Consider the following 21548-nt stretch of genomic DNA (forward strand, 5'->3'; position numbering starts at 1 on the left):
GTGTTGCGGGCCCGTGTCGATCGGGCGGGTGCAATGGGTTGGGGCGCCAATTTTACCGGGGGCGGTGCGGTGGGGCATTCAATGCTTCAAAAAGCATAGCTGCTCGCGCTTGCTGGACAGGCGCTAGAGCCATTTTTTGTTCAAATACTGGAGGTGGCCGGCGCGGCGGCCTCGTCGGCCCGGCGCCAGCGCAGCTCCGCCACGCCGAACGCCAGGCCCGCCAGCACCAGGGGCACGAAGTAGTACAGCGCACGGTACGCCAGCAGCGCGGCCAGCACCTGGTCCTGCCCCAGCGTGGGGGTGGTGAGCAAGGCCACGCCCACGGCCTCCAGCACGCCCAGGCCCGCGGGCACGCGCAGCACCAGCCCGGCCACGGCCCCCAGCATCACGGCCGCCAGCGCGGCTGGGTAGGGCACGGCACCCTGCAGCACGGTGTAGAGCGCCGCGCCCATCAGCATCCAGTTCAGGGCCGACACGGCCACCTGCCACAGCGCCACGGGCCAGCGCGGCAGCGGAAACGCATGGCCGCGCAGCGTGAGTGCGCGGCCGGCCCGCAGCGCGCACAGCAGCACATAGGCCACCGCCACGCAGCCCAGCACGGCGCCGCCCGCGCGCAGCTGCCAGGGCGCCGCCGTCCAGCCCGCCAGCGGTGGCGGCTGCCACAGCCAGGGCAGGGCGGCCATCAGCAGCAGGTAGCCCACCCAGTTGGTGAGGATGCTGGTGCCCACCACCTGGCCGATGGTGCCGGGGTCCACGCCGCGCCGCGCGTACAGCCGGTAGCGCACGCCCACGCCGCCGATGAGCGAGCCCAGGTTGAGCGTGAACGCGTAGCTCGTCATGGCCATGCCCAGCGTGGTGCTGCGCGGCAGGCCGTGGCCCGTGCAGTGCCGGCCGACCCAGTCGAACGTGCCATAGGTGAGGTGGCTCAGCAGGGCCAGCGCGCCGGCGCCGGCCAGCACGCCCACGGGCAGGGCGCGCAGCGCCTGCAGCACGGCGGGCCAGTCCACCGTGCGGGCCTGGTGGAAGATGAGCGCGGCCACCACCGCAAAGAAGGCCGCCGCCAGGCCCCGCCCGACCCAGGGCCACCACGGCCGCTGCGCCAGGCCGCGCCATCCGTGCCGCTCGGGCGCCGTGGCAGCGTGGGCGCGGGCCATGGGCTCAGGCCGCCGCGCTGGCGGGGCGGTCCGGCTCAGCGGAGGCGGCGGGCTGCGCCAGGGTGATGGTGGGCTGGTGGCGCGGCAGCCAGCCCACCCAGGTCGGGAACCAGCGCATCAGGTGGAACACCGCGTAGCTGCGCAGCAGCCGCAGGCCGTGCCAGCGCCCGGGGGGCTGCGCCTCCACCTGCGTGCAGCTGTTCTCCATCAGGTGGGCCAGCCGCCGGTGCAGCGCCGCGTTGAAGCCGCGGTCCTGGATGACCACATTGGCCTCCAGGTTCAGCGACAGGCTCAGCGGGTCCAGGTTGCTGGAGCCCACCGTGGCCCATTCGTTGTCCACCAGCGCGACCTTGCCATGCAAGGGGCGGTCGCAGTACTCGTAGATGCGCACGCCGGCGCGCAGCAGGTGGTCGTACAGCAGCGTGGCGGCTGTGCGCACGATGGGCATGTCGGGCCGGCCCTGCAGGATGAGCCGCACCTCCACGCCCCGCAGTGCGGCGCGGCGCATTTCGCGGATGAACCGGTAGCCGGGAAAGAAGTACGCATTGGCGATGACCACCCGGTGGCGCGCGGCGCGCAGGGCCACGCGGTAGTGCCGCTCGATGTCGTTGGTGTGCTGGTGGTTGTCGCGCGTGACGAAGATGGCGTGCGCCGTGCCGGCGTGCGGGCGCCCGGTGGCGGGGGCGGGGCTCTGGCGCCGCCTGCGCTCGGCGCGCGTGAGCACGGCCTCGCGGGTGAACTGGTGCATGTGCGCCACGATGGGGCCGCGCACCAGCACGGAATAGTCCTGCTTGGCTTCAGGCCCGAAGTCGGCCAGGTGGTCGGCCGAGTAGTTGATGCCGCCGATGAAGCCCACCTGGCCATCCACCACCACGATCTTGCGGTGCATGCGGCGCAGCAGGTTCAGCTGCTGACCCAGCACCTGCGGACCCGGGTCGAAGATGCGGAACTTCACCCCGGCCGCGACCAGTTCGCCCAGGAAGGCGTCCGACAGGTCGTGCGAGCCGAACCCATCCACCAGCACATGCACGTCGGCGCCCCGCCGCGCCGCCGCCAGCAGCGCTGCGTGCAGCTGCCGGCCGACTTTGTCGTCCCAGAGGATGAAGGTCTCCACCATCACTTCGTGCCGGGCGGCCGCAATGGCCTCGAACACCCGGGGGAAGAACTCCTCGCCGTTTTCCAGCAGCTCGAAATGGTTGCCCGGCACCCAGCGGGACGACCTTGGCGGGCGGAACGCGCGGGTCACAGCAGAATCTCCGCCGCCAGCGGCGCATGGTCGGACAGCTTGTTCCAGGGCCGCTTGGGCAGCTGCAGCGGCGTGTGCACCGTGGCGTTGCGCACGTAGATGCGGTCCAGCGCTAGCAGCGGCATGGAGGCCGGAAACGTGCGCACTGCCCGCCCGAAGGCCTGCACAAACACCTCCTGCAGGCCGGCGCCGCGCTGCAGGATGGTGTGGGCACGGTGGCGCCAGTCGTTGAAGTCGCCGGCCAGCACTACGGGCTCTTCGGCGGGGAACGTGTTGAGCAGCTCGCACACGCGGCGCAGCTGGATCTGGCGGTGCGCCTCCTGCAGCCCCAGGTGCACGCACACCGCATGCACGGGCAGGTGGTGGCCGGGCGGCTGCAGCACGCAGTGCAGCATGCCGCGCCGCTCGGGGCCGCTCACCGAGATGTCGTGGTTTTCGTAGTGCGTGATGGGGAACTTGGACAGCAGCGCGTTGCCGTGGTCGCCGTTGTCGTACACCGCGTTGCGGCCGTAGGCGTATTGGGACCAGATCGTGTCGGCGAGGAACTCGTAGTGCGGCACCTGCGGAAAGTTCGCCAGCCGGCTCGCATGCCGGTGGTGCGTGCCCTGCACCTCCTGCAGGAACACCAGGTCCGCCGCCACGCCCCGCACCGCCTCGCGCAGTTCGTGCAGCATGAAGCGCCGGTTGAAGCTGGTAAAGCCCTTGTGCACGTTCACGGTAAGCACCTTGAACGCGATGGGCTGCCCCGCAGGGGAAGAAAGCTCGGAAGGGGAAGTGGCCATGGCAAAACAATCGGAGTAGGGGCCTTGGCAGCGCGCCGCCACTGGCGAGCCAAGGGGTTGCATCGATTGTTGGAGCCACGGACCGCCCCCGCTGTAGGACGGCTGGCCGTGGACTTGTGCTGTGCCGGCCAAAAAAAGGGGGCCGCTGCGGGCCCCCGGGTTCAGCGCGCCAACGGGCGCACGCGGTGCGTCACGCGGGCAGGAAGCCCTCCACCGACAGGTAGCGTTCGCCCGTGTCGTAGTTGAAGCCCAGCACGCGCGCGCCGACAGGCAGCTCGGGCAGCTTTTGCGCAATGGCGGCCAGCGTGGCGCCTGACGAGATGCCCACCAGCAGCCCTTCTTCCCGCGCGGCGCGGCGTGCAAACTCGCGCGCGGGCTCGGCGTCCACCTGGATCACGCCGTCCAGCACACTGGTGTCCAGGTTCTTGGGCACAAACCCCGCGCCGATGCCCTGGATGGGGTGGGGCGCAGGCTGCCCGCCCGAGATCACGGGCGAGGCCGTGGGCTCCACCGCAAACACCTTGAGCTGCGGGAACTTGGCCTTGAGTACGCGCGCGGTGCCCGTGAGGTGCCCCCCGGTGCCCACGCCGGTGATGAGCGCGTCCAGCCCGTCGGGGAAGTCCGCCAGGATCTCCTGCGCCGTGGTGCGCACGTGCACGTCGATGTTGGCGGGGTTCTCGAACTGCTGGGGAATCCACGCGCCCGGCGTCTGCGCCTGCAGCTCCTGCGCGCGGGCGATGGCGCCCTTCATGCCCTTTTCGCGCGGCGTCAGGTCGAACTGTGCGCCATAGGCCAGCATCAGGCGGCGGCGCTCGATGCTCATGCTGTCGGGCATCACCAGGATCAGCTTGTAGCCCTTGACGGCCGCCACCAGCGCCAGGCCAATGCCGGTGTTGCCGCTGGTGGGCTCGATGATGGTGCCGCCGGGCTTGAGCGCACCGGATCTTTCGGCGTCTTCCACCATGGACAGCGCGATGCGGTCCTTGATGGAGCCGCCCGGGTTGCTGCGCTCGGACTTCACCCACACATTGGCGCCCGCGCCGAACAGGCGGTTGATGCGCACGTGGGGCGTGTTGCCAATGGTCTGCAGAATGTTTTCAACTTTCATGGCATCTCCTGTGAAGGCAAGGGAAAGAAAACGGGAAAAGGGGGTGTGGGGCGCATTCTGGACTACTTGTTCTTCCGGCGGCGCATATGGATATGCCGGAGGGGGCATAGCGCGCTACGGGTGCGGGTTGGAGGCCAAAAAGGCCCACAGCGCCCGCCGGCTGTGCGCAAGCAGCTATCAAATTTGCACTACGGCTTGCGCCCCGTCATCAGGAACAGCGGATAGTCCCGCCCGTTGCGCTGGTGCAGGCGCAGGATCTCGGTGAAGGCGATGTCGCGCAGCCCAGCCTGTTCGGCCAGCGCCTGCAGGGCCTTGGGCTCAAAGCCGAAGTGCTGCACGCCCTTGGCGGCGTTGTCGCCGTGGAAGCTGCCGTCCTCGGCGTACAGGTCCACCAGCGCGATGCGCCCGCCGCTGTGCAGCGCGTCGGCAAAGGCCTGCATCAGCGCGCCGGTGTCCGCGACATGGTGCAGGGCCATGCAGCTCACGATGGCGTGGTACTGCCCGGGCAGGCCGGCAAAGATGTCGCCGCAGAGCGGGGTGATGTTGGCATGGCCTTTGGACTGCAGCACGTCCAGCATGGCGGCGCTGGTATCGAGGGCCGTGACCTGCGCCACCCGCGGCGCGATCTGCGTGGCCAGCAGGCCCGTGCCCGCGCCAAAGTCCAGCACCTGGTCGGCGGGGGACAGGGGCAGCTGCGCCAGCAGGCGCGGCGCCACAGCGGCGAGTTGCACCGAGGTGGGACGCTGGTCCCAGTCGCGGGCGGCGGTGTCGAAATGGGTGGGGGTGGTCATGGAAGAAGGGAAGAAGAGGAGGAGGAAGAAGGCGGGGCGGTCATGGGCGTCGGCAGGCGGTTCACACCAGGATGTCGAAATGCCGCTGCACCATGCTGGTCATCAGCGCGCGGGTGGCGGCTTCGTCCAGGCCTTGCAGCTGGCGGTGCAGCGCCGGCGCCAGCCGGCTGAAGGTGTCGAGCACGGCGGGGTCGAAGTGGCTGCCCCGGCCGTCCTGCAGGGTCGCCATCACCTGGGCAAACGGCTGCGGTTCTTTGTAGGGGCGCCGTGAACTGAGCGCATCGAACACGTCGGCTACGGCAAAAATGCGCGCCGGCAGCGGGATGGCGTCGCCCACCAGGCCGTGCGGGTAGCCGCTGCCGTCCCACTTTTCGTGGTGGTTGCCGACCACGTCGCGGGCCCCGTCGAGCCAGCCGGCGCCGGTGACGATGTCTTCGCCCAGCGCCACATGGGTGCGCATGGTGTCCATCTCGGCATCGTCCAGGCGCCCGGGCTTGAGCAGGATGGCGTCGGGGATGCCGATCTTGCCCGCGTCGTGCAGAAAGCTGCCTGCAATCAGCGACTGCATGGCGGCACCCCGCAGGCCCAGCGCTTCGGCCACGCTGGCGGCCAGCCAGGCCACGCGGTAGTTGTGCGCGCCGGTGTCGGAATCGCGCTTGGCAATGGCCCGGCCCAGGGCCTCCATCATGGCGATGTGCGAGTCGAGCACCTGCTGCGCCTTGTGCTCGTTTTCCTTGGCCAGATGCACCACCACCGGGTAGATCACGGCGCCGCACGCCAGCGAGGCCAGGCACACCATCAGGCTGGCGATGAACGCGTCCGACAGGATCTGCCGGTGCTGCCAGCCGGGGATGGTGCGCACCCCTTCAAAGTAGCCCGTGATGGCGGCGGCGGGTGTTTCGCGCAGCGGCACAAACACCCGCAGCGCCCACTCGCCGCCCGCAAGCTCCAGGCTCTCGTACGACGATTGCGTGTACCGGGGCGTGCCATGCCGGGGCAGCCGCTGCTCCAGCGCATGGCCCGTGGGCGTGACGGATTCGGCCAGTTTGCGGCCGTCGGCGCCGTAGATTTCTGCAATCTCGAACAGCCCGCCGGTGAGCAGCTGCGCTGCCTGCCGGGCCTGGGCGGCCGCCTGCGGCCCGTCCAGGCGCACGCTGCCCTGGACCGCCAGCACGCGGCGCGATTCCTCCTGGGCAAAGGCCACCACCTGCTGCTCGGCGTTCTCGCGCGAGACCTGCCAGGCCAGGGGGCTGGCGCAAGCAGCCAGCACCAGCGTCACAGCAGCAATGCGCCCTGCGGTTTTGCGTTGAAAGGTCTTCATGCCAGTTTTTTTTGGAATCGTTGGGGCCACTATGCCTGCGGAGGCTTAAGAAAGACTGGGCAATGCAATAATCCGCGCCGTGAAGCACGCCAGACCGCCGCTGGTGCAATCTGGGAAACCAGGCATTGGAGGAACGTCCGGACTGCACAGGACAGCGTAGCAGCTAACGGCTGCCCACCGTGAGGTGAGGATCAGAGCAACAGAGACGAGTCGGAGCGGGCACAGCAGGCCACCGAAGGTGTTCTATCGGTCGTCCGCGAAAGCGGACACGGCTGGCGCAAGCCAGGCGGTTTGCGGCGAAAGCCGCAAAGACCATAGCCACCCGAAGCGGGCGGCACGCCCGCTTCGGGTGAAACGGGCAATCTCTACGCGCAGCAATACCAAGTAGGCCAACCACGGGAGCAGGGCGACCTCTCTCGACCTTGTGGTTCCGCGGGGAGAGTTGGCGGGTAGGTAGCACCGAGCCGGGTGGGCGACCCCCGGCCCAGATTAATGGCGGTCACACTGCGGGCAACCGTGGTGCACAGAATCCGGCTTATCGGCGCGCTTCACACTTTATTTTTTCTCACCAGCCCAACGGCGCCCCGCGCCCCGTCAGTTTTTGGCGCAGTGCGGGGCGTGGCCCCGTTCCAGTTCGGTGGCGCGCTCCACGGTGTCCGGGTGGCTGCTCAGCAGCGACCAGACGGGGTGCGAGGCCAGGTCTTCGGCAGCCCTGCGCTGGCTTGCGTTGCCCGGCGCGCTGGCGCCTGCAGCCGGGGCCGATGCGCCGGTGGCCGGGCCCTGGCCTGCGTCTTTTTTTCGGGCGTCTTTGGCATCCTCGTCGTGCGCAATCGCCAGCAAGAGCTGGCCCATGGGCGCCGTGGGCAACGCGGTGTGCGCCATGAGCGCAATGGCGTAGCAGTCGGCCTCGCGCTCGTGCGCGCGGCTGTACGACAGGCCGGTGAGCACGGAGGCTCCGGTCGAGACAACGCCCGACACATCCCCCAGCGCCAGCCCCAGGCCCATGCTCAGCACGCCCTGCTGCACCACCATGCGCGTGGTGTGGCGCTGCACCACGTGGCCCATTTCGTGGGCCAGCACGCCGACCAGGGCATCGTCGGTCAGGCCCTTGTCGGCCGCGGCTTTCACGATGCCATCGGTCATCACGACCTTGCCACCGGGCAGTGCGAAGGCATTGGCGCCCATGCCGGAGCGGAACTCCAGGCTCAAGGGCGGCCGGTAGCCGGGGTAGCGCTGCAGGCCGGGCGGAGCCAGCCGCGCCAGCGCGTCGAAACGTGCCTTGAGCTGGTCCTGCCGCTCCCGGGGCAGCTTGCTGGGCTTGAGCGTGCCGGCGTCCATCTGCTGGAGCACGTTCTCGGCCACGCTGGTCTCCCAGGCCAGCGGCACAAAGCGCGTGAGTTGGGTGGCAGCCCAGGGCGTGCCGTAGCGGTAGAACAGCGTGAGGCCAACGGCCGCGGCCGCCGCCACGCACAGCAGCACCGGCCAGCGGGTCTGCATGCGCTGCGCCATGCCGGGGCGGTCTCCCGCCGCGGCCAGGGCCGCGCGCCACTGGGCCACGGCGTCGATCTCCAGGCTGCCGTGGTCGCGCAGGTCCACCACCACCCGGGGCGGGGGCTTGCGCGCGTTCCAGGCCTCCGGCCAGCCCACGTCCTTCCACGCGAAGACGACCGGCTCGGCACCCGGCTGCGAGAGCGGGTGCAGCACCAGCGACGGGCCCTGCGGCGTGGGCTGCAGGCCCACCATCACGGGCCGGGCCTTGCTGCTCAGGCCGTCAAACCAGCGGCCAGGCAAGACGGGGGCATCCCCCTGGGCCGCAGCGCGGCTTCCCGTTTCTCCCGCTTCCCTCGGTTCGCGGGAAGGCGGGCCAGCGGTCTGCGCAGAGGACATGCGCTTCATCCGATCAAGTCGAGGCCGGCCGCGTCCGCCAGCGCATCGCCCAGGCCGCCCTGCTGCTGGCGCACCAGCGTGCCGGCCACCTGCTCCACGCCGCCCTTGACGTGCAGCGTCACGGACTCGCACTTCATGCGGTACTCGCTCACGCGGGCGAAGGGGCGGTACAGCCCCAGGGTCAGCAGCGTGAGCAGCATGTTCTTGAGGCGCAGGCCCACGTAGCGCCCGCTCTGGAGGTGGCACTTGAAGCGCGCCACCTGGCTCACGCCGATGTTGTTCCACATCAGCTGGAACATGCGCGCCTCGCGGTACGCGCGGGCGGGTGCCGAGGCCAGCACCAGCATGAAGATGCCGGCCACGATGGACACCATGATCACCACGAACAGCCACAGCCCCATGCGGCTGCTCTGGCTGGCCACCAGCGCGATGGAGCTGCCCGCGAGCAGGCCGATGAGCAGCGAGAACCCGACCACGCACAGGATGAACACGGCCACCGTGGCCAGCCAGACCTTGACGAAATCCATGTACACCGGCTTCCAGCGGCCCGGTTCAGCGCCCACCCGGGTCTTGAGCACCAGCAGGCTCTTGTAGTTGTATTCCAGCCGGATGAAGCACAGCACCGTGAGCACCAGGCCCAGCAGCAGCAGGGCGCCCATGGCCGGGGTGAACGCGGGCATCCTGGGGCGGGCGACTTCTTCCTCCACTTCCTCCAGCACCTGAGCCAGTTCGGGCGACAGCATCTGCAGGCCGAAAAACACGCCGAACCACACCAGCGCCAGGGCGAACAGCGGCCAGCTGGCCAGGTAGACCTCTTTCCAGCTGGCGGTGAACTGCAGCCGCAGCCCACGCCAGCGCGTGGAGCCCAGCCGGAAGCGCATCGCGCTGCCCCAGATCAGCGGCGAGAGGGCCGCGCCGCCGAGCAGCAGCAGCCCCACGGCAGCGTCCTGCCCCGTATTGGCGGCGATGTTGTAGGCCAGGGTGATGAGCATCAGCAGCACGAAGCCCATCACCATCTTGCGCTGCTGTGCGGTGAACTCGAGCGGGCTGCCGGCCACCATCGTGTGGCTGTAGAAGTACTGCGCCGTGCGCCGCCGCGCCCACGGGGTGTAGAAGCCCAGCGTGACGATGCTGAGCAGCACGTTGACGATCCACACCCGGAAATACTCGCCACCGCTGCCGGTGAACTCGAGCGGGTGCGCGTCGATGTTCTGCGGCATGAAGGTGGACACCTGGGCTGCCGCGCTGTCGTTTGCCTGTTGGCGCATGAACTCCCTCCTGTTGTGGCGCGCAGTGTAGCAGCGGGCCCAGAAGAGAATTTCAAGCCAGATTGGCCTCTATCCCTTGCGTATCAAGCGCTGGCAGCTATGTTTTTGGTAGCTGACAGAGTGTTGTCCGCACACCGGCAGGAGCGCTTGTCGGGGGCGCTCCTCCGCCAGTGCACCCGTGGAACTGGCTCTGCCAGGCCACTGGGTGCGTCCCCCTTGGGGGGAAGGCGCCGAAGGCGACTCAGGGGGGTCAAAACCTCTCCCAAGGCTGCAGATAGCGCCACTGGCCCTCCGGCACTTTGGCCAGCGGCACGCGGCCGATGCGGATGCGCTTGAGGCCCACCACGGTGAGGCCTACGGCCTCGCACATCGACGGGATCTGCCCCGGCCGGATGCCCTTGAGCGCAAAGCGCAGCTTGTGCTCGCTCTGCCAGCTCACCTTGATGGGCGGCAGCGGCCGACCGTTGAAGGAGAGGCCGTGGCACAGGCGCTGCAGGCCGTTGGGGGCGATCTCGCCCTTCACCTCGACGATGCACTCCTGCTCCAGCGTCTCGATGTCCTCGGCCAGCTTGCGCGCCACGCGCTTGTCCTGCGTGTACACCACCAGGCCGCTGGCCTCGGTGGGCAGCGGGGTGTAGCACTCCAGCTGCTTGAAGTGCCGCTGCAGCACCCGGATGCCCGAAGCGTCCTCTGCCAGGTGGCTGGCGGCGCCGAGCAGCGACACCGCCTGCGGCGCGCCCTGGCTGCGGCTGGCATGCGCCGCGGCCCCGGCGGGCTGGCCCAGCCCGGCTTCAAAACCCGCGGGCTTGTGCAGCAGCAGGGTGACAGGCGTAAGGGCCAGGGGGCTGGCGTCCGGCGCCACGGTCACGGTCTGGTCGGGCCGCACGCGGGCGCCGGGGGCTTCTTCCACGCGGCCGTCCACGCTCACAAAGCCGCCTTCAATGAATTGCTCGGCCGTGCTGCGCGAGCAGTTCAGTTGTTCGGCCACGCGCTTGGCCAGGCGGATGTGGGTGGGGTCGGGGTGTTGGTTGGTCATGGAAGAGAGGTTTTGGCGAGGAATGGGCTGACGCCGGGGGATGGTTTAAACAATCGTCACGCCAGAACAGGCATGAACCGTTCGTGCTGAGCCTGTCGAAGCATTGCGCGGCGCTTCGACGGGCTCAGCGCGAGCGGTTTTGCCATACCAACCCAGGGAGAAAACGTTTCGGCTCAGTCGTTGCCGGGCTGCAGTGATCGGATGCGCTCCACATGGGCCAGCAGCGAGCGCTGGGCCACCGGCCACATGCGCGGCGGCACGTCGTCATACGCGTGGCGCACCCAGTCTTCCACGCTGCCCTCGGGCAGCGCCTGCAGGGCGGCCAGCACCTTGGCCTCGCGCGCCAGGCGGTGGGCCTTCAGGCGGGCGATGGCGCCGCGGGCGTCGCCGATCACGTAGCCGTGGGCGGGCAGGATGAACTCCACGCCCTGCGCGGCGCACAGGGCGTCCAGCCGGTCCAGCGAGTCCAGGTAGTCGGCCATGTTGCCGTCCGGCGGGTCCACCACCGTGGTGCTGCCGTTCAGGATGTGGTCGCCGCTGAACAGCAGGGCGTCTTCCACCAGCAGCAGGCACAGGTGGTTGGCCGCATGGCCGGGGGTGTGGACCACCTGCAGGGTATGGGTGATTTCGCCCTCTGGTCCTTTGCCCGAAAGCGCGAGCAGCTCATTATTTTGTAGCGCCCTGTCGGGCGTGAACTGGCTGGCCGCGCGCGCAGTGGGGGCCGAGGGCAGGCCCAGCACGGGCGGCCTGGTGCGGCCGGCTTGCACGCACAGCGCCTGCAGCGGCGCCGCTCCGGGCGCATGGTCGGGGTGCGAATGGGTGCACACGATCATGCGGATGTCGCCGCCCGCTGCGCGCCAGAGCTTGTCCAGGTGGTCGGCATCGGCCGGGCCGGGGTCGATGGCGATGTAGCCCGTGGCCGGGTCGCCCACCAGGTAGCTGTTGGTGCCCGGGCCGGTCATCACGCCGGGGTTGGGTGCCGTCAGGCGCTGCACGTTGCGCAAGAGCGGCACCGGGCGCTCGGTCTGCCAGTCCAGCGGGTGCGCGATCTGCCCGTCGGGGCACACCAGGGCCAGCTCGCCGTAGGGCAGGTCGCCTTCCATGTAGCGCGCCTCCTTGCCGGCCAGGGTGCCGGCGCGGGGGCAGCTGGTCCACAGCGGCTGCTCGTCGGCCAGCGCGTCGAACACGGCCTGCGTGGTGGCAAACGCGGCCAGCCGCTGCAGCGTGCGGATGGTCGGGAAGATCATGAAGAACTGCCCCGCCTCGTGCCGCGCCAGCGCGTCGGCGGGGCGCACCCACACGGGCTCGAACTGCTCGGCTTCGTCGGCCACGGGCTCCTGGCCTGCGGGCATGCGGGCCACCAGGAAGGGCACGTCGAAGCGGCGCGGCAGGTCGCGGTCGGTGGTCCAGTGGGCCAGCAGGAACACGCTGTCGGCCGCCAGCCGCAGGCCCCGCGCGCTGCATTGCGCCACGAAGGGCTGGTGGCGGTCGAGGGCGGCGATGTTGCTCGCGTCGGCCCAGCGCCCGTCGGCCGCATGCCGCGCCAGCAGCACGCCCAGTTCCTCGAAGCTTTCCCGGATGGCGGCGATGGCCTGCGTCAGGTGCAGGTCGCTCTGCGTGGGGCGGCGGTCGGCCGCGGCGTGGGTTTCGGGCGCGGCGTCCAGCGCGTCGATGCCGCCGCCGGGGAACACGTAGGCGCCCGGTGCAAAGCTGGCCTGGTCCGAGCGCCGGGTCATCAGCACCTCGATGCCCCCCTGCGCGTCGGCGGCGTCGCGCAGCAGCAGCACGGTGGCGGCGGGGCGGGGCGCGACGGGCTCGCGGTGGGGGTGCAATTGTTGGCGGGAGCGGGGCATCGGGCCATTATCGGGCTCAGTGCGCCGCGGGCACGGGGCGGCCGCTGCGGGCCGGGATGCCGCCGCGCCGGTCCAGCACGCCGCTGCAGTGCGTGAGGCCCAGCGCCACCAGCACCACCAGCGCCCCGATCCAGGGCGTGTGCATCAAGCCCCAGTGCGTCACGATCTGGCCGCCGGCCCAGGCGGCGCCGGCAATGCCCAGGTTGAAGGCCCCGATGTTCAGGCCCGAAGCCACGTCCACCGCCCCGGGCGTGCAGCGCTCGGCCTGCTGGACCACATAGACCTGCAGCCCCGGCACATTGCCGAAGGCCACCGCACCCCACAGCAGCACGGTGCCCACCACCAGCCAGGGATGGGGCGCGGTGAACTGCAGCAGTAGCAACACGGCGGCCAGCAACGCAAAGAGGATGCGCAGCGCCGGGATGGGCCCCAGGCGGTCGGCCAGGCGGCCCCCCCACAGGTTGCCCGCGGCCACGGACGCGCCGTACACCAGCATCACCCAGCCCACGGCGCCCGCACTGAAACCCGCAATGTCGGTGAGGATGGGCGCCAGAAAGGTGAAGGGGATGAACGTGCCGCCGTAGCCGATGGCCGTCTTGGCGTACACCAGCAGCAGCCGCGGCTCGGCCAGCACGCGGGCCTGCTGGCGCAGCGTGGCGGGCGGGGTGTGCGCAATGCCGCGCGGCACGAACAGCGCGCTGCCGGCGAAGGCCAGCACGCCCAGTGCCGCCACGGCCAGGAAGGTGTCGCGCCAGCCGAAGTGCTGGCCGATGAAGGTGCCCAGCGGCACGCCCGTCACCAGGGCCACCGTGAGGCCGGTGAACATGATGGCAATGGCGCTGGCGGCCTTCTCGCGCGGCACCAGGCCGGTGGCAATGGTGGAACCGATGGAGAAGAACACGCCGTGCGCCAGCCCGGTGAGCACGCGCGCGGCCACCAGCGCGGCATAGCTGGGGGCCTGCCAGGCCAGCAGGTTGCCGGCGGTGAACAGGGCCATCAGTGCCAGCAGCAGCGTCTTGCGCGGCACGCGGCTGGCCAGCGCGGTGAGCACGGGCGCGCCCACGGCCACTCCCAGCGCATACAGGCTGACCAGCAGGCCCGCCGACGGCAGGCTGATGGCCAGATCGGCCGCCACGGTGGGCAGCAGGCCCACGATCACGAATTCGGTGGTGCCGATGGCAAAAGCGCTGAGCGTCAGCGCGAACAAGGCAATGGGCATGAAAGCACTCCTGGTGGAAACGCCCGGAGTGTGGTCCCTTGGTCCTTGTAGAAAAAGTAGTGAATCAGCAGAATATACTTGCGCGGCAGTCAATAATTGACGGTGCGGAGGGTCCCCGGCAAGGGACAACCATCATGAAAACCACCCTGGAAGAGCTGCAGGCCTTTGTGGCCGTGGTGGAAAGCGGCTCCCTCACCGCAGCCGCCGAGCGCCTGGGCCAGACGGTTTCGGGCACCAGCCGGGCGCTGGCGCGGCTGGAGAAGAAGCTGGACACCACGCTGCTGCGCCGCACCACGCGCCGCACCGAGCTGACGGAGGAGGGCCAGGGCTTTCTGCTGCGCACGCGCGCCATCCTGGCCTCCATCGAAGAGGCCGAAGAGCACCTGGCGGCCCGCCGCCAGCAGCCCGCGGGCCGGCTGCGCGTCAACGCCGCCACGCCGTTCATGCTGCACGCCGTGGTGCCCCTGGTGCCGGCGTTTCGCCGCGCCTACCCGCAGATCACGCTGGAGCTGGATACGGACGAGCTGAACATCGACCTGCTGGCGCGCCGCACCGACGTGGCCATCCGCATCGGCCCGCTGCGCGACTCCACGCTGCATGCGCGGCCGCTGTGCACCAGCCGGGTTCGCGTTCTGGCCAGCCCCGCCTACCTGGAGGCCCGCGGCAAGCCGCGTTCCGTGCAAGACCTGGAGCGGCACACCCTGCTGGGCTTCACGCAGCCCGAATCGCTCAACCGCTGGCCGCTGCGCGGCGCCCATGGCGACGAGTGGCCCGTGGCCCCGGCCCTGACCGCGTCCAGCGGCGAGACCCTGCGCCAACTGGCGCTGCAGGGGGCGGGGGTGGTGTGCCTGTCGGATTTCATGACCGCGGCCGACCGCGCGCGCGGCGACCTGGTGCAGGTGCTGGCCCGGGAGACGGTGGACGTGCGCCAGAGCATCAGCGCGGTGTACTACCGCAACACGCAGCTGGCGGCGCGGATCGCGTGCTTTCTGGATTTCCTGCAGGAGCGCCTGGGCTAGGGATCCTCTGCACCAATCGTCGCGCCGTGTGCATCTGCGGCCTCGGGCGGTCTGCTGCGTTGCAAATCCTCGCAATAGCTGCGGCTATTGCTGCGTTTTGCGCCTTGCAGCCCCTCCCGATCCGCAGTGCCCACTTGCCGCTCGATTCGTACAGAGGTTTCCTAGGGATCCGGCCGGGGCCGCTGCCGCCCAGCGCCGGCTCAGCGCAGCGCGCGCAACTGCTGCAGCCGCTGCAGCACGGCGTCGATGACGGCGCCGGCCCCCTCCAGCTCGCAGCTCCACAGCATCTCCAGCAGTTCGATCAGCGCGATGGCATCACTTTCCTGCAGGGCTGCCTGGGCCGCGGCCTGAAGGTTGCGCGCGCCCAGGTCCTCCAGTACGTCGACGGTCAGTCCCATGGGTTCTCCCTGTTGAGAAAAAGGGGGTCATGGTAGGTGGCAACCGGTGCTGCGGCAGCCCCGCCGACCTGATCGAAATCAAACGCGCATGAAAAAGCCGGGTGCTTCAGGCGCGGGCCGGAATGCCCAGCCCCCGGGCCACGGCCGGGCGGGCGACAAAGGCGTCCAGCACCCGCTGCACTTCGGTGAACTGCCCGAACTCCACGAGGTCGCCAGCGCCGTAGAAGCCCACCAGGTTGCGCACCCAGGGGAAGATCGCGATGTCGGCAATGGTGTAGCGGTCGCCCATCACCCACGGGCGGCCCTGCAGGCGCTGGTCCAGCACCTTGAGCAGGCGCCGGGACTCGGCCACGTAGCGGTCGCGGGGGCGCTTGTCCTCATAGTCCTTGCCGGCGAACTTGTGGAAGAAGCCGAGCTGCCCGAACATCGGGCCCAGGCCGCCCATTTGCCACATCACCCACTGCAGGGTCTCGTAGCGCCCGGCCGTGTCCTGCGGCAGCAGTGGGCCCGTCTTGCTGGCCAGGTACACCAGGATGGCGCCGGATTCGAACAGCGCCAGCGGCTTTCCGTCCGGGCCGTTGGGGTCCAGGATGGCCGGAATCTTGTTGTTGGGGTTGAGCGAGAGGAACTCGGGCGAGAGCTGGTCGTTGGTTTCAAAGCTCACCAGGTGGGGCTCATAGGGCAGGCCCAGCTCCTCCAGCGCGATCGACACCTTCACGCCGTTGGGCGTGGGCAGCGAGTACAGCTGGATGCGGTCCGGATGCCGTGCGGGCCATTTGCGGGTGATGGGGAAGCTGGCGATATCGGGCATGGCAGGGTCCTTCGGTGGGGGCTTTCGGTGGCGGTGCAACTGGAAGACACGAGCCTAATTCCAACCCAAAAGGCCGGTGTTGCCCACGGACATCACGCGGGCAGCAGAGGATCGCCAGTGCACGCGCCACCACGGCGCCCCGACGTGGCAGCGGGGCGGTCAGCGGCCCGCCCTGCCCGATGGCAGCGGCGCGCCCCCGGCCCCACCGGGTCGGCTCGGCTCAGCGGGCTTGGGGCCGGCGCAGGCGCCGGCCGCTGACCAGCGCCAGGAGGCTCGCCAGCAGCATCAGGCCCCACTGCGAGAGGGTGGGGATGTTGTTGGCGGGGGCGTAGGCGGGGCCGCTGGGGTCGATGATGACCCGGTTCTGCGCCAGGTCATCGTCGCCCGCGCCTCCGTCGGTCAGCGTCAGCGTCACCGTGTTGCCGGCGATCACGGCCCCTGGGTACGGGTACCAGTGTGGGCTCGGGTTGGCGTTGGTGCGACCGTATTTCATCCACACCGTGCCAGGAGGCAGGGCGGCAGGGTAGGTCAGGGTGACCGTGGCGGAGGTGCCGGGGTCGCCGCTGATGAGTCTGATGTCGAACAGGCCGTGCGGGAAGATGAGGTTGGGCGGTGGCGCGATACTGGGCGATTTGGGGTGCCCCGTGAGAGGTATGAACCCGCCGGAGGCGACTTCATCCACGACCCACTGATTGCCGCTCACGGAAGCCCGGCCGTCGCCGCTGCCGCTGCCGGTCGGGGCGTTGGGCGCCGAGCACGATGCGGCAGCACCGCCGGCGGCGCCACTGCAGGTCCACGTCCAGGGGTTGCCCTCCTGCACGGCACTGGCTGTTCCCTCCGCGCACAGGTTCGCTGCGGGTTTGAACAGGGCCGCCAGGTTGGCCGCGGTGCCGCAGGCGCCGTCGACGCGGGTCACCGCGTGCAGGTCCACCGCATTGCCGTTGATGACGGCCTCGAAGTCCACGTTGCTGCAGTCGTCCGTGACGACGAAAGTGCTTGCGCTGAGGTTCGTGCTGGTGATGACGCCAGGGATGGTGCTGCCGGTGCCAAGGTTGCGGCACGAGGCAGCATCTCCTGTCACCACGTCGATCTTGGACCCGGCAGGCAGTGTTGCGGGGCCGCTCACCTGCAGCTTGCCAAATTGCGCGCTCGCATTGATGTGGGTGCGTACCGTGCCGGTGGACGCTGCGATGCCCTGCGCGTAGCTGCCGGCGATGGTCGAGGTGGTGTTGGCCGGCAGCGAGAGCACGCCGGCGTTTTGCACGGCGGTGCTGCCATTGATGTGAAGCGCTCCGGAGATTGTTCCGGTGGATTGGTTGCTGATCTGGGCGAGCAGGGCGGCGCTGTCGGTCTGCAGCGCAACGCCTGCGCCGGTCAGGGTCCCGGAGTTGGAGAGGGTCCCGCCGCTGGCGCTGGCCACGTAGATGCCGGTTCCGGACGGGCCGGCGGCAGAAATGGAGCCGCTGTTGGTGATGTCTACCGCCCCGCTGGCTTTGGTGCTGATGCCGCTGGCTCCGGTGATGGCAGCGCTGTTGTTGACGGTCACGGTGCCGAGAGTGGTCTCGGCATGGATGCCGTAGTCGTCCGGGGCGTTGATCTGGCCGCCAACCTGGTTGGTCACCGTGACATTCCCCGACGTGTCCGCCGCCGCATGAATGGCGCCGTACAGGGGCAGCGCGCGGCCACCCACGTCAGGGATGGCGGGATTGTTGTGGGCGGTCAGCGTGCCGCTGTTGGTCACCGTGATGGCGCCATTGTCCGTGGCCGCCTGGATGGCATGGTCGTCGTCGGCCGTCACCGTGCCGCTGTTGGTGATCTCGACGCTGCCCAGTGGCGACCAGGCAACCAGGCCTTGCCGCGTGGTTGACGCGATGATCCCCTGGTTGTCAATGGACGCGAGTCCGTAATAGTTGATAGCGCGTGCGCCTGCCAGATAGGCCTGCACCACGGCGCCAGCCGTGTTGGTGATGCTGGCGGTAAAAGGGACCGGCGCGGCATTGTTGCTGTCACCATTCTCGGCATACAGACCGCGGTAGCCGTGCGAGGTCACCGCGCCCCGGTTGGTCAGGGTGGCGTTGCCCAGGTTCGTGACCGCGTTGATGCCGTCGGGGGAGTTGCTGCCGGGGCTGAAGGTCTCGATGATTCCCGCAGAGTCCACCACGATGTGGCCCGAGGTGTCGTTGCGCACCCAGACACCCCCGAAACCGTCGGTGGAACTGATCTGGACCATGGGGTCCACGGTGACGGAGATGTTCCGGTCCGCCTTGTAGCTTTGGCTGATGACCGAGCTGTAGTCTGGCGTGGTCAGGGTGGTCGCACCCTGAATGTTCAGCGTTTGGTTGTAAGGGCCGCCCGTGGTGTCGTAGATGGGCGGCGGGCCGGCGCTGAGCAGATTTTCCGCGACAGTCAGCGCAACGCTTTTGGCCGTGTGGTCAGTCACCGTCAGTACGCTGACGCTGCTCGAAGCATCGCTGGTGAAATGGACTGTATTCCCCGCTCCGGAGTCGCAGATGGAGGTCACGAACGTCCCGGTCGCGGTGCAGGTGGCATAGGCCAGGGTCGGCGACAAGGCCAGCAAGACAGCGGCCTGGACGGGGGTGCGCCACCCTTGTTTGGCGGCGATGCGGTGGGGCGCTCGGACAGGCATGGGCAGGAACGGGTGTGAAGGCAGCACAGGCATTTCCTCTCTGGGGGGCAAAGGCGGGAGCGAGGCGGGAGGGGCGCTCCCCGGGCGTGCCCTGGGCGTGCCCTGGGCGGAAGGTGAATAGTCGTAACAATATGGCATAAAAAGTATCTTCCGGCCAGCCTGAAAAGCACACGGGGCTCTGCGTCCTCCGGCCAGTTTTTCAACACCGCGCCGCCGGCCTGGCTGGGTGGCTGGATAATCAGGCCCTATGAAGATTCGCTTCACCAAGATGCAGGGCGCGGGCAACGATTTCGTCGTGCTCGACGAGACCGCCGGCCCCCTGGGCCTGTCCGCGGCCCAGTACCGCTTTCTGGCCGACCGCCACTTTGGCGTGGGCGCCGACCAGATCCTGACCGTGCGGCCGCCCAGCCCCGGCGCAGTGGCCGACGGCGTGGACTTTGAATACGTGATCCACAACGCCGATGGCGGCGAGGTGGAGCAGTGCGGCAACGGCGCGCGCTGCTTTGCGCGCTTCGTGCACGACCGGGGCCTGACCGGCAAGGACACGATCCGGGTGCAGACCAAGAGCGGCGTGATCTCCCCGCGCCTCACTGGCGACGGCCGGGTAACGGTGGACATGGGCAGTCCGCGGTTCGAGCCCGCCAAGGTGCCGTTTGACGCGGCGGGCCTGGTGCCCGTGGCCCAGGGTTCGGGGCAAAAATGGCCGCTCGCGCTGGATGGACAAGCGCAAGACGCTATTGTTTTGGTGGCAGTCGTCTCCATGGGCAACCCGCATGCGGTGCAGCTGGTGGACGACGTGGACACGGCGCCGGTGGCACAGACGGGGCCGCTGATCGAGCGCCATGCCCGCTTTCCGCAGCGCGTGAACGCCGGCTACCTGCAGATCGTGGACCGCAGCCATGTCCGGCTGCGGGTGTTCGAGCGGGGCGCGGGCGAAACGCTGGCCTGCGGCACGGGCGCCTGCGCGGCGGTGGTCTCGGGCATCCGCCTGGGGCTGCTGGACACCACCGTGGACGTGCAGACCCGGGGCGGTCGCCTGACCATTGCCTGGAGCGGCCGGGAGGCCGACTCCGTTTTCATGACCGGCCCCGCCACTACCGTGTTCGAAGGCCAGATCGACATTCCCGACACCCCCGTATGACGACCTCCCACATTCCCCCGATCACCGAAGACGACATCGCCCAGTTCCTCACGAACACGCCGGGCTTCTTCGAGCGCCATGCCGAGGTGCTGGCCAGCGTGCAGATCACCAGCCCCCACGGCGCGCGCGCCGTGAGCCTGCAGGAGCGCCAGGCCGAAATGCTGCGCGAGAAGATCAAGGGCCTGGAACACCGCATCATGGAGATGGTGCGCAACAGCACCGAGAACGCCGCCATTGCGCACAAGGTGCACCAATGGACCAGCGCGCTGCTGCAGGTGCGCGATCCCTTCGACCTGCCCCAGGCGGTGGTGGATGGCGTGCGCTCCCTGTTCGACGTGCCCCAGGCTGCGGTGCGGGTGTGGGAAGTGGCGGCGCCGTACATCGATGCGGATTTCACCCAGGGCGCCAGCGACGATGCGCGCGCCTTCGCCTCGTCCCTGACCATGCCATTCTGCGGCCCCAACCTGGGCTTTGAACCCGCTGGCTGGCTGGCGCAGCAGGCCCAGGAAGAAGGCGGCGAGCCCGCCCAGTCGCTGGCCCTGCTGCCGCTGCGCGCGGGCGCCATCGACAGCGCCACGCCGGCGTTCGGCCTGCTGGTGCTGGGCTCGCCCGACCCGCAGCGCTTTGACGCCACCATGGGCACCGACTTCCTGGCGCGCATGGCGGAGCTTGCCAGCGCGGCCTTGCTGCGCCTGAAATGAGCCACCCCCCTGAGGCGCGGCGCGCCTTCCCCCCGCTCTCGCCGCGCTGCGCTGCGCGGGCGGGCGCCGCGCGCCGTTTGTAGGACCGCAGCGGGATGCCGGAGGCACCACCCGACCCGCACGTACTGCGCTACCTGGAGCATGTGCGTGTCGAAAAGCGGCTGGCGGCGCGGACGCTCACCCTCTACACCCTCGACCTGCAAAGGCTGGCGCAGTTCGCCGCCGGCGTGAACCTGCCGCTGCTGCAGCTCACCAGCGCCCACATCCGCCGCTTCGTGGCGCAGATGCACAGCGCCGGCCGCAGCGGCCGCGGCATTGCGCTGGTCCTGTCGGGCTGGCGCGGTTTTTTTACCTGGGCGGGCCGCCAGGGGCTCATTGCGCACAACCCGGTGCAGGACGTGCGCGCCCCGAAGGCGCCCAAGCCGCTGCCCAAGGCCCTGGGGGTGGACGACGCGGTTCGCCTGGCCGAGTACGACAACACGGGGGGCGACCCTTGGCTGGAGGCGCGCGATGCGGCCCTGGTCGAGCTGCTGTACGGCTGCGGCCTGCGCGTGGGCGAAGTGGTGGGCCTGGATGTGGCGCCCAGCGCCGACGCGCAGCGCCAGGGCCGCGGCTGGGTGGACCTGCAGGCGGGGGAAGCCCACGTGTTTGGCAAGGGCAGCAAGCGCCGCAGCGTGCCCGTGGGCCGGGCCGCCGTGGCAGCGCTGCAGGCCTGGCTGGCGCTGCGGGCGGTGCCCTTCGGCGGTGCAGGCGCGGCGCGGCTGGATGTGGCGCTGTTCGTGGGCCAGCGGGGCGCCCGGCTCACGGCCCAGTCCATCTGGCTGCGGTTGCGCCAGCGCAGCCAGCAAGCCGGCTTGACCACGCCCGTGCACCCGCACATGCTGCGCCACTCGTTCGCGAGCCATGTGCTGCAAAGCAGCGGCGATCTGCGCGCGGTGCAGGAGTTGCTGGGCCACGCCAACATCACCACCACCCAGGTCTACACGCGGCTGGATTTTCAGCACCTGGCGCGGGTCTACGACGCCGCCCACCCCCGCGCACGCAAGAAGCCTGCGGACTGACCGTTGCCGGCCCGCGGCGGCCCGGGGGGGCCATCGGGAACCAAACCGCCTGCATCCGCCTCGGACGCCGATGCGGCCGCTTCTGTTCTGGCCGCCTGAGAGGGT

18 protein-coding genes and 1 other RNA gene are annotated in these 21548 nt (G+C 69.6%); 5 read left to right on the forward strand and 14 right to left on the reverse strand.

All coding sequences use genetic code 11. The features are described from left to right. Window positions 1-140: 140 nt before the first annotated feature. From LWW96_RS03360 to LWW96_RS03385, 6 genes are all read right to left on the reverse strand, one after another. Window positions 141-1154 (reverse strand): lysylphosphatidylglycerol synthase domain-containing protein, encoded by a 1014-nt coding sequence (locus LWW96_RS03360; RefSeq protein ID WP_291484255.1) that lies wholly within the window; start codon window positions 1152-1154, stop codon window positions 141-143. Between the two features lie 4 nt (window positions 1155-1158). Next, window positions 1159-2400, reverse strand: coding sequence for a cardiolipin synthase ClsB (clsB, locus tag LWW96_RS03365; RefSeq protein ID WP_291484256.1), 1242 nt, complete (start codon window positions 2398-2400; stop codon window positions 1159-1161). Continuing rightward, a complete protein-coding gene (locus LWW96_RS03370) occupies window positions 2397-3182 on the reverse strand; it encodes an endonuclease/exonuclease/phosphatase family protein (RefSeq protein WP_291484257.1) in 786 nt (261 codons plus the stop codon). Before LWW96_RS03370 ends, clsB begins: the two co-directional genes overlap by 4 nt. Window positions 3183-3372: 190 nt before the next feature. After that, window positions 3373-4290: a cysteine synthase A gene (gene cysK / locus LWW96_RS03375; RefSeq protein ID WP_291484258.1), complete on the reverse strand. Its 918-nt coding sequence runs from the start codon at window positions 4288-4290 to the stop codon at window positions 3373-3375. Between the two features lie 188 nt (window positions 4291-4478). Continuing rightward, on the reverse strand, window positions 4479-5081 hold the full coding sequence (locus LWW96_RS03380) for a class I SAM-dependent methyltransferase (protein WP_291484259.1): 603 nt from the start codon (window positions 5079-5081) through the stop codon (window positions 4479-4481). A gap of 61 nt (window positions 5082-5142) precedes the next feature. Further along, the gene (locus LWW96_RS03385) at window positions 5143-6402 is read right to left on the reverse strand and encodes an HD domain-containing phosphohydrolase (RefSeq protein ID WP_291484260.1); all 1260 of its coding nucleotides are present in this window, start codon (window positions 6400-6402) and stop codon (window positions 5143-5145) included. An 81-nt stretch (window positions 6403-6483) separates the two neighbouring features. Here LWW96_RS03385 and rnpB point away from each other — a divergent pair. Then, window positions 6484-6956, forward strand: an RNA gene (gene rnpB / locus LWW96_RS03390) — RNase P RNA component class A. Between the two features lie 40 nt (window positions 6957-6996). Here the strand turns inward: rnpB and LWW96_RS03395 are convergent. The 5 genes from LWW96_RS03395 to LWW96_RS03415 all read right to left on the reverse strand — a co-directional run bounded on the left by LWW96_RS03395 (window position 6997) and on the right by LWW96_RS03415 (window position 13665). Next, window positions 6997-8145: a M48 family metallopeptidase gene (locus tag LWW96_RS03395; protein ID WP_291484303.1), complete on the reverse strand. Its 1149-nt coding sequence runs from the start codon at window positions 8143-8145 to the stop codon at window positions 6997-6999. A 149-nt stretch (window positions 8146-8294) separates the two neighbouring features. Further along, window positions 8295-9557, reverse strand: a complete 1263-nt coding sequence (locus LWW96_RS03400) for a YjgN family protein (RefSeq protein WP_291484261.1) — start codon at window positions 9555-9557, stop codon at window positions 8295-8297. 250 nt (window positions 9558-9807) lie between these two features. Beyond that, entirely contained in the window at window positions 9808-10593 is a 786-nt protein-coding gene (locus tag LWW96_RS03405) for an rRNA pseudouridine synthase (RefSeq protein WP_291484262.1), read from the reverse strand. Between the two features lie 173 nt (window positions 10594-10766). Beyond that, window positions 10767-12446: an MBL fold metallo-hydrolase gene (locus LWW96_RS03410; protein WP_291484263.1), complete on the reverse strand. Its 1680-nt coding sequence runs from the start codon at window positions 12444-12446 to the stop codon at window positions 10767-10769. A gap of 16 nt (window positions 12447-12462) precedes the next feature. Further along, window positions 12463-13665: an MFS transporter gene (locus tag LWW96_RS03415; protein WP_291484264.1), complete on the reverse strand. Its 1203-nt coding sequence runs from the start codon at window positions 13663-13665 to the stop codon at window positions 12463-12465. 134 nt (window positions 13666-13799) lie between these two features. Between LWW96_RS03415 and LWW96_RS03420 the strand changes: the two genes are divergently transcribed. Further along, entirely contained in the window at window positions 13800-14684 is an 885-nt protein-coding gene (locus LWW96_RS03420; RefSeq protein ID WP_291484265.1) for a LysR family transcriptional regulator, read from the forward strand. Between the two features lie 200 nt (window positions 14685-14884). On the opposite strand, the gene LWW96_RS03425 is transcribed toward LWW96_RS03420, so the two are convergent. From LWW96_RS03425 to LWW96_RS03435, 3 genes are all read right to left on the reverse strand, one after another. After that, a complete protein-coding gene (locus LWW96_RS03425; protein ID WP_291484266.1) occupies window positions 14885-15082 on the reverse strand; it encodes a hypothetical protein in 198 nt (65 codons plus the stop codon). A gap of 106 nt (window positions 15083-15188) precedes the next feature. Then, the gene (locus LWW96_RS03430; protein ID WP_291484267.1) at window positions 15189-15893 is read right to left on the reverse strand and encodes a glutathione S-transferase N-terminal domain-containing protein; all 705 of its coding nucleotides are present in this window, start codon (window positions 15891-15893) and stop codon (window positions 15189-15191) included. 220 nt (window positions 15894-16113) lie between these two features. After that, entirely contained in the window at window positions 16114-18540 is a 2427-nt protein-coding gene (locus tag LWW96_RS03435; protein WP_291484268.1) for an IPTL-CTERM sorting domain-containing protein, read from the reverse strand. A 247-nt stretch (window positions 18541-18787) separates the two neighbouring features. Between LWW96_RS03435 and dapF the strand changes: the two genes are divergently transcribed. The 3 genes from dapF to LWW96_RS03450 all read left to right on the forward strand — a co-directional run bounded on the left by dapF (window position 18788) and on the right by LWW96_RS03450 (window position 21443). Next, window positions 18788-19681: a diaminopimelate epimerase gene (gene dapF / locus LWW96_RS03440; protein WP_291484269.1), complete on the forward strand. Its 894-nt coding sequence runs from the start codon at window positions 18788-18790 to the stop codon at window positions 19679-19681. Next, complete coding sequence (locus LWW96_RS03445; RefSeq protein ID WP_291484270.1) at window positions 19678-20382, forward strand: DUF484 family protein; 705 nt, start codon at window positions 19678-19680, stop codon at window positions 20380-20382. The genes dapF and LWW96_RS03445 overlap by 4 nt, the downstream gene beginning before the upstream one ends. A 95-nt stretch (window positions 20383-20477) precedes the next feature. Further along, complete coding sequence (locus LWW96_RS03450) at window positions 20478-21443, forward strand: tyrosine recombinase XerC (RefSeq protein ID WP_291484271.1); 966 nt, start codon at window positions 20478-20480, stop codon at window positions 21441-21443. Window positions 21444-21548: the final 105 nt, after the last annotated feature.

Origin of the sequence: Acidovorax sp., from assembly GCF_021287135.1 — a bacterium.
Taxonomy (GTDB): Bacteria; Pseudomonadota; Gammaproteobacteria; order Burkholderiales; family Burkholderiaceae_C; genus Acidovorax.

What these genes read in the sequence shown, in the direction of transcription:
- LWW96_RS03380 (WP_291484259.1), bottom strand. Translation starts at nt 5,081, where the DNA reads ATGACCACCCCCACCCATTTCGACACCGCCGCCCGCGACTGGGACCAG.
- LWW96_RS03385 (WP_291484260.1), bottom strand. Translation starts at nt 6,402, where the DNA reads ATGAAGACCTTTCAACGCAAAACCGCAGGGCGCATTGCTGCTGTGACG.
- LWW96_RS03425 (WP_291484266.1), bottom strand. Translation starts at nt 15,082, where the DNA reads ATGGGACTGACCGTCGACGTACTGGAGGACCTGGGCGCGCGCAACCTT.
- LWW96_RS03420 (WP_291484265.1), top strand. Translation starts at nt 13,800, where the DNA reads ATGAAAACCACCCTGGAAGAGCTGCAGGCCTTTGTGGCCGTGGTGGAA.
- LWW96_RS03430 (WP_291484267.1), bottom strand. Translation starts at nt 15,893, where the DNA reads ATGCCCGATATCGCCAGCTTCCCCATCACCCGCAAATGGCCCGCACGG.
- LWW96_RS03370 (WP_291484257.1), bottom strand. Translation starts at nt 3,182, where the DNA reads ATGGCCACTTCCCCTTCCGAGCTTTCTTCCCCTGCGGGGCAGCCCATC.
- LWW96_RS03405 (WP_291484262.1), bottom strand. Translation starts at nt 10,593, where the DNA reads ATGACCAACCAACACCCCGACCCCACCCACATCCGCCTGGCCAAGCGC.
- LWW96_RS03400 (WP_291484261.1), bottom strand. Translation starts at nt 9,557, where the DNA reads ATGCGCCAACAGGCAAACGACAGCGCGGCAGCCCAGGTGTCCACCTTC.
- LWW96_RS03410 (WP_291484263.1), bottom strand. Translation starts at nt 12,446, where the DNA reads ATGCCCCGCTCCCGCCAACAATTGCACCCCCACCGCGAGCCCGTCGCG.
- LWW96_RS03395 (WP_291484303.1), bottom strand. Translation starts at nt 8,145, where the DNA reads ATGGTGGGCCTGCAGCCCACGCCGCAGGGCCCGTCGCTGGTGCTGCAC.
- LWW96_RS03450 (WP_291484271.1), top strand. Translation starts at nt 20,478, where the DNA reads ATGCCGGAGGCACCACCCGACCCGCACGTACTGCGCTACCTGGAGCAT.
- cysK (WP_291484258.1), bottom strand. Translation starts at nt 4,290, where the DNA reads ATGAAAGTTGAAAACATTCTGCAGACCATTGGCAACACGCCCCACGTG.
- dapF (WP_291484269.1), top strand. Translation starts at nt 18,788, where the DNA reads ATGAAGATTCGCTTCACCAAGATGCAGGGCGCGGGCAACGATTTCGTC.
- LWW96_RS03445 (WP_291484270.1), top strand. Translation starts at nt 19,678, where the DNA reads ATGACGACCTCCCACATTCCCCCGATCACCGAAGACGACATCGCCCAG.
- LWW96_RS03415 (WP_291484264.1), bottom strand. Translation starts at nt 13,665, where the DNA reads ATGCCCATTGCCTTGTTCGCGCTGACGCTCAGCGCTTTTGCCATCGGC.
- LWW96_RS03360 (WP_291484255.1), bottom strand. Translation starts at nt 1,154, where the DNA reads ATGGCCCGCGCCCACGCTGCCACGGCGCCCGAGCGGCACGGATGGCGC.
- LWW96_RS03435 (WP_291484268.1), bottom strand. Translation starts at nt 18,540, where the DNA reads ATGCCTGTCCGAGCGCCCCACCGCATCGCCGCCAAACAAGGGTGGCGC.